14 protein-coding genes are annotated in these 15,478 nt (G+C 50.2%); 3 read left to right on the forward strand and 11 right to left on the reverse strand.

Features of this window, described 5'->3' with window-relative positions; genetic code table 11:
• Window positions 1–303 precede the first annotated feature (303 nt).
• The 5 genes from ACFPYJ_RS31400 to ACFPYJ_RS31420 form a co-directional block, all read right to left on the reverse strand.
• Window positions 304–1,476, reverse strand: a complete 1,173-nt coding sequence (locus tag ACFPYJ_RS31400) for an ABC transporter permease (protein WP_379192223.1) — start codon at window positions 1,474–1,476, stop codon at window positions 304–306.
• Window positions 1,424–2,179, reverse strand: coding sequence for an ABC transporter ATP-binding protein (locus ACFPYJ_RS31405; protein WP_379192225.1), 756 nt, complete (start codon window positions 2,177–2,179; stop codon window positions 1,424–1,426). Before ACFPYJ_RS31405 ends, ACFPYJ_RS31400 begins: the two co-directional genes overlap by 53 nt.
• Window positions 2,179–3,729 carry an efflux RND transporter periplasmic adaptor subunit gene (locus ACFPYJ_RS31410; RefSeq protein ID WP_379192227.1) on the reverse strand — a complete coding sequence of 517 codons (1,551 nt, stop codon included), beginning with the start codon at window positions 3,727–3,729 and terminating at the stop codon, window positions 2,179–2,181. Before ACFPYJ_RS31410 ends, ACFPYJ_RS31405 begins: the two co-directional genes overlap by 1 nt.
• The gene (locus ACFPYJ_RS31415; protein ID WP_379192229.1) at window positions 3,729–4,523 is read right to left on the reverse strand and encodes a hypothetical protein; all 795 of its coding nucleotides are present in this window, start codon (window positions 4,521–4,523) and stop codon (window positions 3,729–3,731) included. Before ACFPYJ_RS31415 ends, ACFPYJ_RS31410 begins: the two co-directional genes overlap by 1 nt.
• 173 nt (window positions 4,524–4,696) lie before the next feature.
• Entirely contained in the window at window positions 4,697–5,470 is a 774-nt protein-coding gene (locus tag ACFPYJ_RS31420) for a phytanoyl-CoA dioxygenase family protein (RefSeq protein WP_379192231.1), read from the reverse strand.
• A gap of 143 nt (window positions 5,471–5,613) precedes the next feature.
• Between ACFPYJ_RS31420 and ACFPYJ_RS31425 the strand changes: the two genes are divergently transcribed.
• Window positions 5,614–6,492, forward strand: coding sequence for an AraC family transcriptional regulator (locus ACFPYJ_RS31425; RefSeq protein WP_379192233.1), 879 nt, complete (start codon window positions 5,614–5,616; stop codon window positions 6,490–6,492).
• A 123-nt stretch (window positions 6,493–6,615) separates the two neighbouring features.
• Here ACFPYJ_RS31425 and ACFPYJ_RS31430 read toward each other — a convergent pair whose 3' ends face one another.
• Entirely contained in the window at window positions 6,616–8,577 is a 1,962-nt protein-coding gene (locus ACFPYJ_RS31430) for a glycoside hydrolase family 127 protein (RefSeq protein WP_379192235.1), read from the reverse strand.
• A gap of 144 nt (window positions 8,578–8,721) precedes the next feature.
• Here ACFPYJ_RS31430 and ACFPYJ_RS31435 point away from each other — a divergent pair, with 144 nt between their 5' ends.
• Window positions 8,722–9,606, forward strand: coding sequence for a helix-turn-helix transcriptional regulator (locus ACFPYJ_RS31435; protein WP_379192237.1), 885 nt, complete (start codon window positions 8,722–8,724; stop codon window positions 9,604–9,606).
• A gap of 33 nt (window positions 9,607–9,639) precedes the next feature.
• Here the strand turns inward: ACFPYJ_RS31435 and ACFPYJ_RS31440 are convergent, their stop codons facing one another.
• From ACFPYJ_RS31440 to ACFPYJ_RS31455, 4 genes are all read right to left on the reverse strand, one after another.
• Window positions 9,640–10,395, reverse strand: coding sequence for a response regulator transcription factor (locus tag ACFPYJ_RS31440; RefSeq protein ID WP_379192239.1), 756 nt, complete (start codon window positions 10,393–10,395; stop codon window positions 9,640–9,642).
• A 32-nt stretch (window positions 10,396–10,427) separates the two neighbouring features.
• A complete protein-coding gene (locus tag ACFPYJ_RS31445) occupies window positions 10,428–11,258 on the reverse strand; it encodes a carbohydrate ABC transporter permease (RefSeq protein WP_379192241.1) in 831 nt (276 codons plus the stop codon).
• Between the two features lie 3 nt (window positions 11,259–11,261).
• Window positions 11,262–12,146, reverse strand: a complete 885-nt coding sequence (locus ACFPYJ_RS31450; RefSeq protein ID WP_379192243.1) for a carbohydrate ABC transporter permease — start codon at window positions 12,144–12,146, stop codon at window positions 11,262–11,264.
• Between the two features lie 140 nt (window positions 12,147–12,286).
• The gene (locus ACFPYJ_RS31455; RefSeq protein ID WP_379192245.1) at window positions 12,287–13,591 is read right to left on the reverse strand and encodes an ABC transporter substrate-binding protein; all 1,305 of its coding nucleotides are present in this window, start codon (window positions 13,589–13,591) and stop codon (window positions 12,287–12,289) included.
• Window positions 13,592–13,869: 278 nt separating this feature from the next.
• On the opposite strand from ACFPYJ_RS31455, the gene ACFPYJ_RS31460 reads away from it, so the two are divergent.
• Complete coding sequence (locus ACFPYJ_RS31460) at window positions 13,870–14,808, forward strand: glycoside hydrolase family 113 (protein ID WP_379192249.1); 939 nt, start codon at window positions 13,870–13,872, stop codon at window positions 14,806–14,808.
• A gap of 45 nt (window positions 14,809–14,853) precedes the next feature.
• On the opposite strand, the gene ACFPYJ_RS31465 is transcribed toward ACFPYJ_RS31460, so the two are convergent.
• On the reverse strand, window positions 14,854–15,306 hold the full coding sequence (locus ACFPYJ_RS31465) for a hypothetical protein (RefSeq protein WP_379192247.1): 453 nt from the start codon (window positions 15,304–15,306) through the stop codon (window positions 14,854–14,856).
• Between the last annotated feature and the right edge of the window lie 172 nt (window positions 15,307–15,478).

A 15,478-nucleotide genomic window follows, 5' to 3' on the forward strand; every position in this document is an offset into this window, starting at 1 on the left:
CTCGTTAACGTAATTATCTATCTACACTTAACAGGTGTCCACTTTTTATTCTAGCTCCAATTTCCAGTATAGCGCTCATTTGAATCTAAAAAAGCCTGAATAGCTGTAATAATCCAGTATAGATGCGTATGCTGCCGCCGATGGATGTGGCCCGACCGCGCAGTCGTGCATCGTCATAAAGCGTGCTTGGAGCTGTGCTCGGTGCGAACCGAGAACAGCACGGGTCAATCACTCAGGCGTGTAATATCGGGTTTACCCCGAAAGCTATTGTTGCGACAGCCCAGCTGCCCGAACAAGTTCCTGTTATTCGAACCTTAGCGCTTCTATCGGCCTCAAGCTGGAAGCTTTGTTCGCCGGGAACAATCCGAATACCACGCCGATGAAGACGGAGAAACCAAATGCGAGCCCCATAATCGGAAGTGACAAAACAACTGTCATTCCCATGGCCTTCGATAAGATCTGCGAGGCTCCCACCCCAATGCCGACCCCAAGTAAGCCGCCGAGTCCGCTGAGCGCGATGGCTTCAATTAGAAATTGTGTTAAAATATCCTTTTTCTTCGCACCGATCGCTTTGCGGATACCGATTTCCCTGGTCCGCTCCGTGACGGATACAAGCATAATATTCATGATGCCGATGCCGCCGACAAGAAGCGAAATCGCTGCAACGCCGCCAAGCGCAAGCGATAAGGTGTCGGAGATGCTGCTGAAGGAATCAAGCAGATCCTGCTGATTAAACACGCGATAGCTGTTCGTGTTGCCGCGGAATTTGGCGCTGAGCGCCGTCTCCAGCTCAGTCGTTACAGCTGTCATTTTATCCGAGGAGGCGACCTGCACGCTGATCGTCTTCACGCCTTTGGATTTGAATAACCGTTCCGACGTCGTGATCGGAATAACGACCACTTCGTCATTCGAGCCGGTGAGCGAGCTTCCCTTGGATGCCAGTACACCTACTACTTTATAACGTACTCCATTGATGAGAAAGGTTTGTCCGACCGGTTCTGCCGTGCCGTATAAGTCCGTCGCCGTCGTTGAGCCGAGAACGGCTATTTTCTGATAATAGTCGAGATCGATCTGGGAAACGAAGCGTCCGGCAGCCAGCTTGTATTCTTTTACGTCCAAATAATCTGTCGTTGAACCGACGACACTGACACTCACGCTGTCTGTTCCATTCTTAACCGTCGCATTAGAGGAATTGATCGGAGCCGCATATTGAATGTCATCCTGCGCGGTGATTTCCTCCGCTTCCTTGTAATCAACGGTCGTCTTCGAGCCCCGGCCCGTAATGTTGATGGTCAGGAGATTGGTGCCAAGGCTCTGTACCTGGTCCGTTACATTCTTGGTCGCCCCTTGACCTACGCCGACAAGGGCGATTACAGCAGCCACCCCGATAATGATGCCCAGCATCGTGAGCAAGGAACGCATTTTATTGGCTAATATACTTTTGAAGGCCATTTTGAAGGCTTGGCTGACGTTCATCTTTCTCACCGCCTTCCTCGCTGATTTCTCCATCCTGAATACGTATCACGCGGGAAGCTTGAGCAGAAATCTTGGGATCATGCGTTATGAGTACAATCGTGTGGCCTTGGCCGTTAAGCTGCTTCATCAGCTCCATGACCTCTACACCGGTACGGGTGTCCAGCGCTCCGGTTGGTTCATCGGCAAGCAGAATCGGCGGATTGCCTGCAAGTGCTCTGGCAATTGCGACACGCTGCTGCTGCCCGCCGGACAGCTCGCTCGGCTTATGGCGCAATCGTTCCTCCAGCCCCACCTTACGGAGCGCCTCGATTGCCAGTTCCCTCCGCTGCTTGGACGGAACCCCTCGATAGACGAGGGGAAGCTCTACATTCTCCAGCGCGGACAGCTTGCTGAGCAGGTTAAAGCCTTGGAAGATAAACCCGATTTTGCGGTTGCGTATCTCAGCCAGTCTGCCTTCTCTTAATCGGCTTACTTCCTCGCCATCCAGCCAATATTTGCCCGATGTCGGCCCATCCAAACAGCCGATGACATTCATCAGCGTCGATTTACCCGATCCGGAAGGACCGATGATGGCCAGAAAATCACCATAGTCGATACGCAGCGAGATATCGTTTAACGCATGAACGGTTTCACCGCCCATTTTATACTGCTTGGATAATGTTTCGATATGGATTAAAGGTTCACGTTTACTGCCTGCTTCCATTACCGTGTACCTCCTCCGCCTGCACCGCCGGATGCTCCGCTTCCGGAACGTTGTCCGCCTTGACCGCCGCCAAAGCCGCCGCCGCCAAAACCGCCGCCGATAGCTCCAGCTCCGCCGCCGAAGCCGCCGATTCCTAATGCACCGCCCGCTGCAGCCTTCTGCGTTGTTGAGCTCGATGAAATGACCGTAGGCAAAATGACCTTATCGCCTTCTTTCAGACCAGAGAGAACCTCGATATAATCTTCATTATGAATGCCCACTTGAATGACCTGCGGAGTGCCTCCGCCAGCTGCCATCATGCTGCGTCCTTGACCGCCGCCATTACCGCCTGCGCGATTGCCGCCTGCGTATCCGCCTTGACGATTGCCGCCTTGACGATTGCCGCCTGCGTATCCGCCTTGACCTCCAGCTTGACGATTACCGCCTGCATACCCGCCTTGACGATTGCCGCCGGCTTTACCGCTGCCGGCTCCTTGACCGGCTTGACCGCTGCCGGCTTGAGCTCTTTGACCAGCTTGACCGCTGCCGGCTTGAGCTCCTTGACCAGTTTGACCGCTGCCGGCTTGACCGGTGCCAGACTGACCGACGCCCGCTTGACCCGCTCCTTGCGCACCTCCCGGATAACCGCCTTGGCCGGCTGCTGCACCGCTGGAAGGAACCATAACGATATAACGATTGCCCAGAGATTGAACTGCATCAATCGGAAGCATAAGAACATTGTCTTTCTTCTCGATTTGTATGCTTGCCTCAGCCGACATACCGCTTTTCAGACCATCCGCTTTATCAAGCGCTATCGTAACATCAAATGAAGCTACACCGTTGCTCGCCGTTCCTTCATCGGCGATTTTCACTACTTTACCCGTAAACGTCTTATCGGTCAGCGCTTCAACCGATACAGTCGCCGACTGCCCTGCCTTCACTTTGGAAATATCGAGCTCATCAATCGCAACTACGATCTGCAAGCTGGCATAATCGGCAATTTCAGCAATATCGGAGGAAGGATTAAGCGAATCCCCTTCCGCAATCGACAGCGTTGTCACCGTCCCGCCGATCGGTGCCGTAATGGTGCTCCCTGTTTCGGTTTCCTCAAGGTCGGCAATCGTTGTTTTGGACTGCTCGATGCTCAGATTCTGTTTCTTGAGGTTCAGCTTCAGACTTGCGATGTTCTTTTCGTCCGTCTCGGTTTTGATTTTATCCTCCGCATCCTGAAGATCAAGCAGCTTGCTCTCCAAGCTCAGCTTCTCACTGGTGATCTTATCCGAATTGTCTTCACCTTCTACAGTAGCCAGGACATCCCCTTTCTTAACCTTATCGCCAACTGCAACCTTGACCGCAGCAACCGTTCCTTGAGCGGTTGCCTTTATCGTTTGGCGGTCGGCTGGCGTCAAGCTTCCGGTCCCGCTGACATGAACATCAATCGTTCCTTTCGTTACGGTTGTCGTTGCCACAACTGCCTCAGCCGTCGCTTTCTTTGTATCCATTTTCAAATAGACGACTACTGCAGCCGCAACAAGCAGTATCCCTGTACCTAGCAGCCACCATTTCTTCATTATCCATTCCCTGCCTTTCCAAAGTTTGCCGGCATATTCCGCAGCGTCATGTACTGCACAGCTGTTTTATCCGAGTCATTCAGCCAGATCGTGACGATATCGCCTTCTTTCAAATCCGCTGGTTGAAGCTGATTCGTCGTCATCCCGTCCTGACCGCGGGTCATGGATACGATCTGGGTATCCGCTTGAATGGTTAAATTTGTTTGCTCGTCTTTGAATTCCATCTGGAAGCCGCCGGGACGACCCCCTTTACCCCCGCCCGAGTTACCTTTCGTGCCATTGCCGGATGCGGCTTGGCCTTCACCGCCGTTCACTGCCGCAGGCTGCTGCTGCTGATTGCCGTCTCCGGCTGATCCCTGCTGCTGATTGCCGTCTCCGGCTGATGCCTGCTGCTGCTGATTGCCGTCTCCTGCTGCTGCAAGAGGTTGATCAGCTGTTCCTCCATTAGCTGGAGCAGCCGGAGGTTCACCTTTATTACCCCCATTGCCGCGCTGCCCTCCGCCGCCAAAGCCGCCTCTTCCCTGCATATCCGCGGGAGCTGTCTTCGATTCCTGAATGACGATGGAATCTGCCGACACCTTCACTATTTTGCCCATGATGTCTGCGGTTCGGTCCGGCGCTTGCAAGACGCCTCCGCCATTGGCTGCATGAACCTCAGTACCGCCTCCCGTATTACTGGAAGCTGCTTGTCCGTTATTGGCAGCGGTAGCTGCATCATTATGAGCTCCGCAGCCTGCAACCATAACCGACAGCAGCATCGCCGCTGCCGCGAGTTTAAACCTAGAACGATCCATCAGATTGTTCCTCCATCTCTTTGCATCTTCATGTGCTCCGTTCGTAGAATAGCATGCATAAATGAAGATCATGTGAATCCGGTTATCCGTAAAAAAGAAAAAGCCAGCAGGAGCTGGCATGCTCCCACTGGCCGTTTGGATAATTCGCTATTTACGATAGAATGGAGATAAAGTTACAGAATCTGGTAATTTGGCTTTACACGATCAAAATTCGGATTCTCACCGCATACCATCAGTCCCATGCCCCAATCGAAATGTTCTTTCGTGGTCGGGAAATCCGTCGCACTCCGGTATTGAAACAGCACGTTGCGGCGCGTCCGCTCACTGCGGTTAGCCGGTGAGCCGTGAATCGTCATGTAGTTAAAGAACAGGACGTCACCTGCTTCCGCGATACATGGGGTTCCCATGGAAACCGGGTATTCCTTCGCATTGAGGTAATGTCTGCCGACATGGGGCAGACTACCCTGCTTGTGTGAGCCCGGAATAACATGCAGACAGCCGTTATCCACGTTTGCATCATCAAGATGAACGCTCGCTGCAAGCATCGTATGCAGCTCATGCGGAAAATACGGGGCATCCTGATGCATCGGGAACGCAGCTCCGTTCTCCGGCGGCTTCACCAGCATTTTGGAATGATGGAGCTGTACGTTCGGTCCGATAATCTGGGACAGAACTTCAACCATCTTCGGATGGATAATGGCCCTCATGAACGAGGCATCGTGATAATGAACATCGTGAAAACCTTTAAGCACCAGCTTCTTCAATTCCTCTGGCGACAGAAAGTCCCCCTGCCACTGTGCATTGTGATCCTGATTCACTTTGGCTGCACGGTCAATAATTCGTCCCACAGCACCGCGCATCTCTTCAACCTCTTCTTTATTGAAGACCCCTTTAACCAGCAGATAACCTTGTTCGTTGTAAAAATCAACATCCTGTGCTTTAATCATGATAGATCCTCCAGTATGATAGATTAATGTTCCGATGGCTTTATTATAGACCTTCCGCGTTATTCAAGTCTTTATCCGGTCAGGTCAATCTTTTGTCTTTTCGCGCCATCATTTATTCTCTAAACAACCAAGGGGCTGAAGCTATGTATCAGTGGGTGGAAAGCAACAGGTGGTTAAATCAATATGCGCTGCGGTTGAAATCACAAGGCGCTGTCTTTACCGTGCATTATTGGGGGGTGGATGAATGTCATTTCTCCAATCCGGTCCATAAGCATTCTTTTTTCGAAATTTGCTATACACTCAGCGGAGAAGGAACGTATCAGGACCATGGACGGGAATATCCGTTATCCCCGCATACCCTTTTCTGCTCCCGGCCGGGCATTATGCACCGTATTCAATCCGTGAAAGGACTTCAGCTGCTCTTCGTTGCCTTTGAGCTGGATGAGCACAGCAGCACGGAGCAGGCTGTTTCCACCTTCCAAGCTTTAGCCGAAACGGAAACCGTCTGCCTCTTTGGTGTCGAACAATCCCCAGCGGCTCAGCTGTGGCGGTCGCTGCTGAGAAGGACGGATCATCAAAGCAATTTGCCTGAGCAGGTTATTCCCGAGCTTGCAGGTGCGCTTGTTCATTCGCTTGCGGCTGTTTTCAATAAAGAGCGCATTTCGAGCGGTCCCATTCCCCGCCGAAGCTCCTCCGCACTTCTGAAGCAGGCGAAGCTGTACATCGTGGATAACCTGTCCGACGGTGAATTGTCGCTTGGCAAGGTCGCTGCCCATATTAACATTTCCCCCCGCCAGCTCTCACGGCTGTTCTCTGACAATATTTTAGAATCATTCACGGAATATGTCCGGCAGCAGCGCATTCGGCAGGCCGGGGAGCTGCTTCGGCACTCCGAGCTCTCCATTAAAGAGATTGCCGAGCTGACAGGGTTTGGATCGGTTCATTATTTTACAAGGACCTTCCGTTCGATGATGCAGTCTACACCCGCGCGTTATCGTGAAGATTCACAACATAAAGAGTAGCGGTGCTACTCGCGCACAGCTCCGGTGCGCGTTGAGGCATCGCATGACGGCGAATAGACTAACGAGAGGGTGCTTGCCGCACACTGCGGCAACCACCCTCTTGTTCATTCTATGATTAACTGACTAGGACGACCTGGTCCGGAACCACACGGTCATCTCGCCTTTCCCACGATTTCCCCACATGCTGTAGGGAATTGCTCTTAACGCAATACGCCCTGCCTGCCTGCGAATCGGCCGGTACAGCTCGCCGCCCTGCCAGCCGCTGTCTGAATCCTTATAGCCCTCTCCTTCAATAACGATCCCGCCTCCAAGCAGCTCGCCGTCAAACCGCGCTTTAAACTCCGTTTCTGTCGAGACTGAAACGGAAGCAAGCACGCTGCCGTTATCCGCTTCTTCCAAGCAATAAACGACAGGACCGCGCTGGAGGGCTGCTTTGCCGGCATTGGCCCGAACCTGCGGATTCGCTTCAATGATTTGAACTTCAAGCGGCAGTGTCAGCTGGATTACATCTCCGTCCTGCCAATTAAGCTCCACGACCGCATAACCTTTCTCCATGACAAGCTCTTCTTGCTTGGACTCGCCGTTGATTCGGATCGCCGCGCCCTCGCACCAAGCAGGTATGCGAAGCGCAAGCTTGAAGCGCTTCGCTTCCTCCAAAGCGAGCGTCAGCTTAACTTCTCCGTCCCAAGGATAATTGGTTTCCTGCTTCAAACCGACCGATGCTCCGCCCACGTCAATTTGAGCCTGACTGCCCATATATAAATGCGTATAGACTGCATTATCGCTGCTGGAATAGATGTACTCCCCGAGGGAAGTGAGCAGCCGTGCCAGGTTAGGCGGACAGCAGGAGCAGGCGAACCATTTCTGGCGGATCGGCTTCACATGGTGAAGACCCGGGTTCTTCTCTGAGGCCTGAGGCCATACCTCAAGCGGATTGACATAGAAGAAATGCTTGCCGTCGCTGGACATGCTCCCAACGACATTGTTATAGAGCGCCCTTTCAAGCACATCCGCATATTGTCCGTCCGGCTCGATCTGAAGCATGCGGTGAGCGAAGAAGATCAGGCCGATTGAAGCGCAGGTCTCCGCATACACCGTATCATTGGGCAGATCATAATCAAAGGAAAAGGCCTCGCCGTGATGGGTAGAGCCAATGCCTCCCGTTATATACATCTGCCTCGAAACCATGTTATCCCATAACGTCCGGCAGGCATCAAGCAGGGACTGATCACCATTTTGCGCTGCCAAGTCCGCCATTGCCGTGTACATATATACGGCCCGCACAGCATGTCCTGTCGCTGCCTTCTGCTCGCGAACCGGGAGATGCGCTTGATTGTATTCTACGTTCGGCTTACCTGTAATGCCTTGAGCCCAATGGGAAGTCCGTCCTCTGCTCTCCCATTCCTGCACCAGGAAATTGGGCGCCTTCCCCCGCTCGTCAATGAAAAATTGACTGAGCTTTAAGTATTTCTCATTCCCCGTTACTTGATACAGCTTGACTAAAGCGAGCTCAATCTCCTGATGGCCGTCATAGCCTTGAATTTTCCCGGGCTCCGGTCCAAACGTATCGTCGATATGATCGGCAAAGCGGCACATGATATCCAGCAGCTTGCGCTTGCCGGTTCCCTTATAATAAGCAACTGCCGCTTCCATCATATGGCCAGCGCAGTAAAGCTCATGGCAATCGTGCAAATTCGTCCAGCGTTTGCCCGGTTCTTTGATCGTGAAGAAGGTGCCCAGATAGCCATCCTCCTGCTGAGCTTGTCCAACAAGATCAATAGCAGCATCAGCGATCTGCTCAAGCTCCGGATCGTCATGCCCCGTTAACCAATAGCCGACAGCCTCCAGCCATTTGGCCAGATCGCTGTCCTGGAAGACCATCCCTCCATATTCACCCTTCTCGAGCCCGGCGGCAATCCGGAAATTCCGTATGGCATAGCTGGGCTCCGCATCCGGAATACGGTCGTTCAGCGCATCCCATTGATACGGGATAACCGTCTGACGGACAAGCTTCTCATAAGGTGACCAATATGAATCGTTGATTGAAACTTGTTTGAGCGGTACAGGTCTTGTCGTTTGCAGCATGCTTATCCCTGCTTTCTATATTTTCAAGATATCAACCTTCCTAGATAGTAGTTTATTCTGTAAACGTGTATGATAATAGAACCTATACGACACTTTTTTGTTAGAATATGAACCTAATCAACCATTATGAGGAGAGCAGCTTTCATGCCTGAACAATCTTCTGTCGTCTCCTTCCTCCCGCCACCGATGCCTTATTATCTGGAATGCGGCAAAACCATACTGCACCCGGGCGAGCAGCATCCAAGCCGGCATCAATTGCGTATGTTCGACTGGCTGTTTATGGTGTCCGGCCGTTTATTTATCGGGGAAGAGAAGGAAAAATGGACGCTCACCGCCGGGCAGACGCTTCTGCTGCGGCCTGATCTTTATCATTATTCCATCCAGCCTTGCCTGGAGCAGACAGCCTTTTATTGGATTCATTTTACGGCGGAGGGTGCTTGGGAAGAGCATGCTGCGGATGAACAGCTGATGAGCAGGCCGATACGGGAGAACTCCGGACCTTCTCCTTATACGATCCATATTCCCAAATACGGTCTGCTGCCATCGCCGGCTGCCGCCTTCGAGCAGCTCGGCCGGTTAGTTGCACTGAATATGGAATCCGGCGCCTTCTGGCAGCAGCAGCAGCTGTTCAATGATTTGCTCCGGCTGATGGATGAAAGCCAGCGGACAACTTATGCCTCGCCTGCCTTTCTCGTTGCCCAGCAAGCGGAGGCGTTCCTGAAGCAGAATTACCGCTCACCGATAACCAATGCTATGCTCGGCGAAGTGCTCCATTTTCACCCGGGCTATATTGTCAGATGTATGAAGGAAGCGTACCGGTGTACGCCTCAGGATTATTTAATGATCTATCGGGTGGAGCGGGCAAAGCAGCTCTTACTCAGTACAGAGCTTGCTGTCGCGACCGTCGCCGAACAGGTCGGTTTTCACCAGACTCCTTATTTCTCGGCTTGTTTCCGCAAGCTAACCGGGATTACCCCGATGCAGTACCGCAAGCAGTTTGCCAAACGCAGCAAAAAACCGGACTCCTGAAAGTCCGGTTTTCTCGTATTGAAGCAGTCCCTGTCAGTGATGCTTCTCTTTATAGTCCTTGGGCGTTATTCCGACGATCTTCTTGAACAGCTTGTTGAAATAGACCGGATCATTATAGCCCACTAAAGAGGAAACCTCGTAATTCTTCAAATGCGGATGATCGCTCAGCAGCTGCTTGGCCTTCTCGATCCGGATCAGGATGAGATAATCCGTTATCGTCATATTCGTTTTATTCTTGAATAACCGGCTCAGATAGCTCGCGTTCAATTCAACCATCTCAGCTAAACGTTCAAGCTCGAAGTTCTTATCATAATCTCGTTCCAAGATGGTCTTCACCTGATCGATGACATGATGCTCGCTCTCTATCGGAAGCCTCTCATCTCCGGGATCATCCTCAAACGCAGCTTGGGCATACTTCTCATGACGAAGCTTGGTTAAGAGATCAAACAATAACGTCTTATCGACAGGCTTGAGCAGATAATCCCGGACTCCGAACCGGAGAGCGGATCGGGCATACTCAAATTCGTTGAAGCCGCTCAGCACGACGATCGAGATATCCTTGTTCTTCTCCCGCACGAGCTCGATTAACCTCAATCCATCCATCATGGGCATTTTGATATCCGTAATCAAGACATCCGGCTCTTCATGGCCCGGCTTGGACAAATAAGTCCATGCTTCCATTCCATTCGCAAATGAACCTGCGACTTCGATTTCAAAATCCATCTTCAAAATGATTTTCTCAAGACCCATGCGAATGAGCTGTTCATCATCGACTATTATGAGCTTCATCGACTGTCCCCCTCACCGCTAACTTGATTCAATTATTTTACAGCACCATTCGTCACACCCGCAAATATATACTTTTGCAGGAACAGATACATGATGGAGGTCGGAATCATAATCATCAGAATGGCTGCCGAAACCGCCTGCCAGTCACCGCTGTTGGTACCGAAGAATCGCATCAGAGAAGTGGACACGACGACGTTCTCCGGACTTGGCAGGTACAAGTATGGAATGAACATATCATTGTACACGCTGATCGTTTTCAAAATAACGATGGTTGCTGTTGCAGGTGCCAATAACGGGAATATAATTCTCGTGAAAATCCCGAATAAGGAAGCTCCCTCCAGCATTGCGCTCTCGTCAAGCTCATAAGGGATATTTCGGATAAACTGAAGGTAAATATAAATCTGCATGATATCTGCTCCGACATAAATCAACACTGGGCCCAGCAGGTGATCGTTCAAACCAAGCATCTGAATGGTCTTGTAGTTGACCACTTGCGTCGTGATGGACGGAATTATGGTCGCAACCAGAAACAATGGAACCAGCAGATTTTTGAATTTAAACTCAAAACGTCCCACTGCGTAACAAAATGCGGAGCCAAGCGCGATGTTGAACAGCAGCGTTAACGCGATAATAAGGAGTGTATTTCCGAAGGCATGCGTCATATCAGCCTGCTGGAAAGCATGCTTGAAGTTGCTGAAGTTGAAGAAGGTGTCCGGAAGCGACATCCTCGGTTTGGTCAGAAACTCATCCTTCGTCTTAAAAGCATTAACGACGATCACATACGGCGGGAACAGTACAACAAATACAGCTGCGAGCAAAGACAGATATTTAATCGTACTCCAGCTTACATTTCGATTATTCATCGCCTATTTCCCTCCCTTGCTAAGCAGAAACCGTTGAATTCCGAGAACAACTACAACAAAGACCAACAAAACCACGCTCATTGCGGATGCCAAACCATAATTGTTAAATTGGAAGGCTGTCGAGACGATTTTCATAACAAAGGTCTCACTCGCTCCAGCCGGACCCCCATTGGTCAGGACGAACGGAAGGTCGAATACTTCCAGCGCCCCTGTAACCGTCAGGAACAGGTTAAGCTCGATAATCTTATATATGTTCGGAAGCGTGATATGCAGGAACTGTTTCCAACCATTCGCTCCGTCAATGGACGCTGCTTCATAGATATCGCCTGGAATAGATTGAAGGGCTGCAAGATAGATAACCATATTGAAACCCATGAACCGCCAGAAACCGATCGATGCCAGCGTGTAATTCACGAAACCTTCACTGCCCAGCCAGCTTGTCTCGGAACCTAGTCCGATCGCTCCCAGCAAACTGTTCAATGACCCTTGGGTGGTATCAAACACATAACCGAACAAGTAAGCCACAGCTACGCCATTTAATATATAAGGTAAAAAGAGCAGCAGTCTGAAGAAATACTTCCCTTTGAGCTTGCTGTTCAAGATGATTGCAAAGTAAATGGCAGCGATATTCTGAACGATACCCACTGCAAAATAAGCAAAGTTATGTGGAAAAACCCCAAAAATTTCAGAATCCGTAAACACTTCTTTGTAATTATCCCAGCCGATCCAATCCTTCGTCGGACTTAGTCCATCCCAGTTGGTGAAGCTTAGATGAAAGAGCTCAAAAGTCGGATAATAAGCAAACATAAGCAGCAATATTAAAGGTATAGCGACGAAGCTAGTAATAATAATTAATCGTTGTTTTTGAAAAGAAAGCCGGCTAAGCATACTGTATCCCTTCTTCCGTGGTTATTTGAAATATAAGCAACGTGTTCAGGGAACCTATGCGTACTTATATTCGAAAGAAGAAGTTGGAGGATTCTGTTTTGCAGAACCATCCAACTTCCAAGTACCAAAGTACTTACTGCTTACTTAACGATTGTCTTTCTAGCTTTCGCCCAAGCTGCATTTACTTTATCCAGGACCTTCTGCGGATCTTTCGACAGCACGAATTCTTGAAGAACAGCATCTTGGTCGATTTGCGCTTTGTTATTGATTTCAGTAGCAACGCTGTTTGGAGCTACCAGCTCAATGTACTTCGGCTTGTACGTATCGAACTCGGTAAGCTGAGCGAGCTTCGGTTTTTTGTCTTTCAAGGTTGGGATGAAGCCTGCGAAATCGTCGTAACCGGATTCTTCAATCATCCATTTGATGAACGCTTTAGCTGCAGCTACGTTGCCGTTCTTGTTAACTCCGTAGAACCAGTCTGGATTAAGCGGAGCTTTGGCAGCGCCGGAGTTGTCGGCCGGGAATGGGAAGAAACCGACATCTTCGGATTTCGCACCGCTGTCAATCACTTGGTTGATAACCCAGTTGCCTAGTACATACATACCAAATTTGCCTTGTGCGACGTCAATTTTGGATTGCTCCCAGTTGGTGGAGTTAACATCTTTCTCCAAGAGGCCTTTAGTGTACATGTCTCTTATAATGCTCCATGATTTTCCGTATGCATTGTCCATGGTGTATGGCGTATCGGATTCAGCACGTTTATTTTGGTGATCAGATGCTCCGCTGATGATGGTCGGGATATCCTGCGTCCATGCTCCAAGCGGCCATTTGTCTTTGAAGTTAGAAGCAAGTGGAATAATTCCGGCAGCTTTCAATTTTTCAGCAGCAGCATAGAACTCGTCCAATGTTTTTGGAATCGCAGTGATGCCTGCTTTCTCAAAAGCTTTCTTGTTATAAACAACGCCGACTGTGCTGCCGCCGGAGGAGATCCCATACATTTTGCCTTCGAAAGCTTTCAGATCCTTGAAGTAGATATCACCGGAGAATTGAATATCATCTAGCGGCGCAAAATATTTTGGATATTCGGAGTTTGCTATACCAGGTCCAAGCAGGACAACGTCAGGGAAACTACCGGAAGAAATCCGGATTTTTTCTGTCTTCTCATAATCCCCTGCGATCGATTCGAACTTCAGGTCAACACCCGGATATTTGGCTTCGAACTTTGTTTCATAATCTTTGTACTGCTTGTCAATCATATCCGTACGGTTCGTAAGAAAAGTGATGTCGCCTTTGATCTCACCTGCGGCATTATTGCCGCCCGTTGTGTTGTCAGCCGGTGTGTTTGTTGTACCGCCATTGTTTGTTCCCGTATTGTTGTTTCCGCATGCTGCGAGCGAGCTGACGAGCAGCAGTGAAACAATTGTGTACGATAATACTCTTTTCATTTTTGTTTGCCCCCTAGTTCAGATAGCATAATTGTGTGCGCTTTCAGGTTTGAGTATACTTCACAATTTATGGGCGAGAAATGGTTTCAATTGTGTTTTATAGTCTTGATTTTACTTTCCGGCGGTTATTTTAAAAACGTTTACATCTTGAATTGAAATCGCACCCATCCTACTCCCAAAATAACACTTGACCCTTATACCTACTTTTTGTTTAACTAAATAGCATAACTGATAGACTATCTGTACACTAATCAACGGAGGCGTTACTATTGCAAACCATGAAGCCGTATATTGCGGGGATGACTTGGGGCTGGACAGGCGTTCGAGGCACTTGGAATACTCCTGAAGCTGACCAATCGATGGAACTCATGAAAGAAAAGCTGCATGTCAATTGGACCGCCATTTCGTTCGGCGCCCTTCAAGATCATCCGCAAGCTACGGAAATCCGCTATTATGATGAGCCTACAGTAACCGATGAGGAAGTCCGCTCTGCAATTGCCAAAGCCAAGGAGCTCGGGCTTAAAGTCTGCTTGAAGCCGGTAGTTAACTGTCAAGACGGCACTTGGCGCGCTCATATTAACTTCTTCGATTATGATGTTCCCTGCGAGCCCAAATGGTCGCAATGGTTTGCGTCCTACAATCGCTTCATTCTCCACTATGCCAAAATCGCAGAAGAAACGGGCTGTGAAATGCTGTGCATCGGCTGTGAAATGGTGCAAACCGATCGCCGGGAACAGGAGTGGCGTAATCTGATCGCCGAAGTACGCAGCGTATACTCCGGCATTATTACTTACAACTGTGACAAATACCAGGAGGACCGGGTTAAATGGTGGGATGCCGTCGATGTTATTTCCTCAAGCGGATACTACCCGTTCGATAACTGGGAAGAGCAGCTGAACCGGATCGAGCCGGTGGTGAAGCAGTTTAATAAACCATTCTTCTTTATGGAGGCGGGCTGCCCGAGCCGCGATGGTTCACAATACATTCCGAACGATTGGGGACTTGTAGGCGGACCGGATGAAGATGCACAGGTGCTCTTCTATGATTCCATGTTCGGCGCTTGCGACAAACGCGGCTGGGTAGAAGGCTTCATGCTGTGGGATTGGCCGGCGAAACTGTATAATCCAGAGGATGCCGCAAAGAATGATGACTACTGCATGTACGGCAAGAAAGCGGAGTCTGTCGTCAGAGCGTATTATTCCACGAAGACAAAGTAATCTCTGTTATTAAAGAAATAGGGCTCTAATCTTAACAAAGAGACTTTAGTGTAACCCATTTATACACTTGTGTGTGATGTGAATTTCTTGTCGCGTAATCGGCATGCCCGGCGGCATGCGATGCGGCATGTGCGGCGCGGCTTGGCAGCGGCATGCGATGCGGCATGGTATGCGATGCGGAATTTGATGCGACATACGACGCGGCATGCTTGCGGTATGTGCTGCGGCATGTGCATCGGCTTGTGCTGCGGTATGCACTTTCACATACGCTGCGGCATTCGCATGCCCGGCGGAATGCGCATCGGCTTGTGCTGCGGCATTCGCATGCCCGGCGGAATGCGCATCGGCTTGTGCTGCGGTATGCACATTCACATACGCTGCGGCATTCGCATGCCCGGCGGAATGCGCATCGGCTTGTGCTGCGGTATGCACTTTCGCATGCGCTGCGGCATGCGCATGCCCGGCGGAATGCGCTGTGGTATGCACATTCGCATGCACATCGGCATTCGCATCGAACCTATACTGGATTATGTACAGCTATTTCGGGCTTTAGATGTTCAAACGAACGCTATACTGGAAATTTCCAGTTGCTAGTGCCTACTTTGAGCTTATGTCAATATAGTAGACACAACTTTATGAAACCTGGAGTTGCTCGTAATAGCTTTTTTCG

The sequence above is a fragment of the Paenibacillus solisilvae genome (assembly GCF_042656405.1).
Classification (GTDB): domain Bacteria; phylum Bacillota; class Bacilli; order Paenibacillales; family Paenibacillaceae; genus Paenibacillus_Z; species Paenibacillus_Z solisilvae.

Bases quoted from the DNA above. Each gene is read 5' to 3' on its own strand.
- ACFPYJ_RS31400 (WP_379192223.1), bottom strand. From the start codon at position 1,476: ATGAACGTCAGCCAAGCCTTCAAAATGGCCTTCAAAAGTATATTAGCC.
- ACFPYJ_RS31405 (WP_379192225.1), bottom strand. From the start codon at position 2,179: ATGGAAGCAGGCAGTAAACGTGAACCTTTAATCCATATCGAAACATTA.
- ACFPYJ_RS31410 (WP_379192227.1), bottom strand. From the start codon at position 3,729: ATGAAGAAATGGTGGCTGCTAGGTACAGGGATACTGCTTGTTGCGGCT.
- ACFPYJ_RS31415 (WP_379192229.1), bottom strand. From the start codon at position 4,523: ATGGATCGTTCTAGGTTTAAACTCGCGGCAGCGGCGATGCTGCTGTCG.
- ACFPYJ_RS31420 (WP_379192231.1), bottom strand. From the start codon at position 5,470: ATGATTAAAGCACAGGATGTTGATTTTTACAACGAACAAGGTTATCTG.
- ACFPYJ_RS31425 (WP_379192233.1), top strand. From the start codon at position 5,614: ATGTATCAGTGGGTGGAAAGCAACAGGTGGTTAAATCAATATGCGCTG.
- ACFPYJ_RS31430 (WP_379192235.1), bottom strand. From the start codon at position 8,577: ATGCTGCAAACGACAAGACCTGTACCGCTCAAACAAGTTTCAATCAAC.
- ACFPYJ_RS31435 (WP_379192237.1), top strand. From the start codon at position 8,722: ATGCCTGAACAATCTTCTGTCGTCTCCTTCCTCCCGCCACCGATGCCT.
- ACFPYJ_RS31440 (WP_379192239.1), bottom strand. From the start codon at position 10,395: ATGAAGCTCATAATAGTCGATGATGAACAGCTCATTCGCATGGGTCTT.
- ACFPYJ_RS31445 (WP_379192241.1), bottom strand. From the start codon at position 11,258: ATGAATAATCGAAATGTAAGCTGGAGTACGATTAAATATCTGTCTTTG.
- ACFPYJ_RS31450 (WP_379192243.1), bottom strand. From the start codon at position 12,146: ATGCTTAGCCGGCTTTCTTTTCAAAAACAACGATTAATTATTATTACT.
- ACFPYJ_RS31455 (WP_379192245.1), bottom strand. From the start codon at position 13,591: ATGAAAAGAGTATTATCGTACACAATTGTTTCACTGCTGCTCGTCAGC.
- ACFPYJ_RS31460 (WP_379192249.1), top strand. From the start codon at position 13,870: ATGAAGCCGTATATTGCGGGGATGACTTGGGGCTGGACAGGCGTTCGA.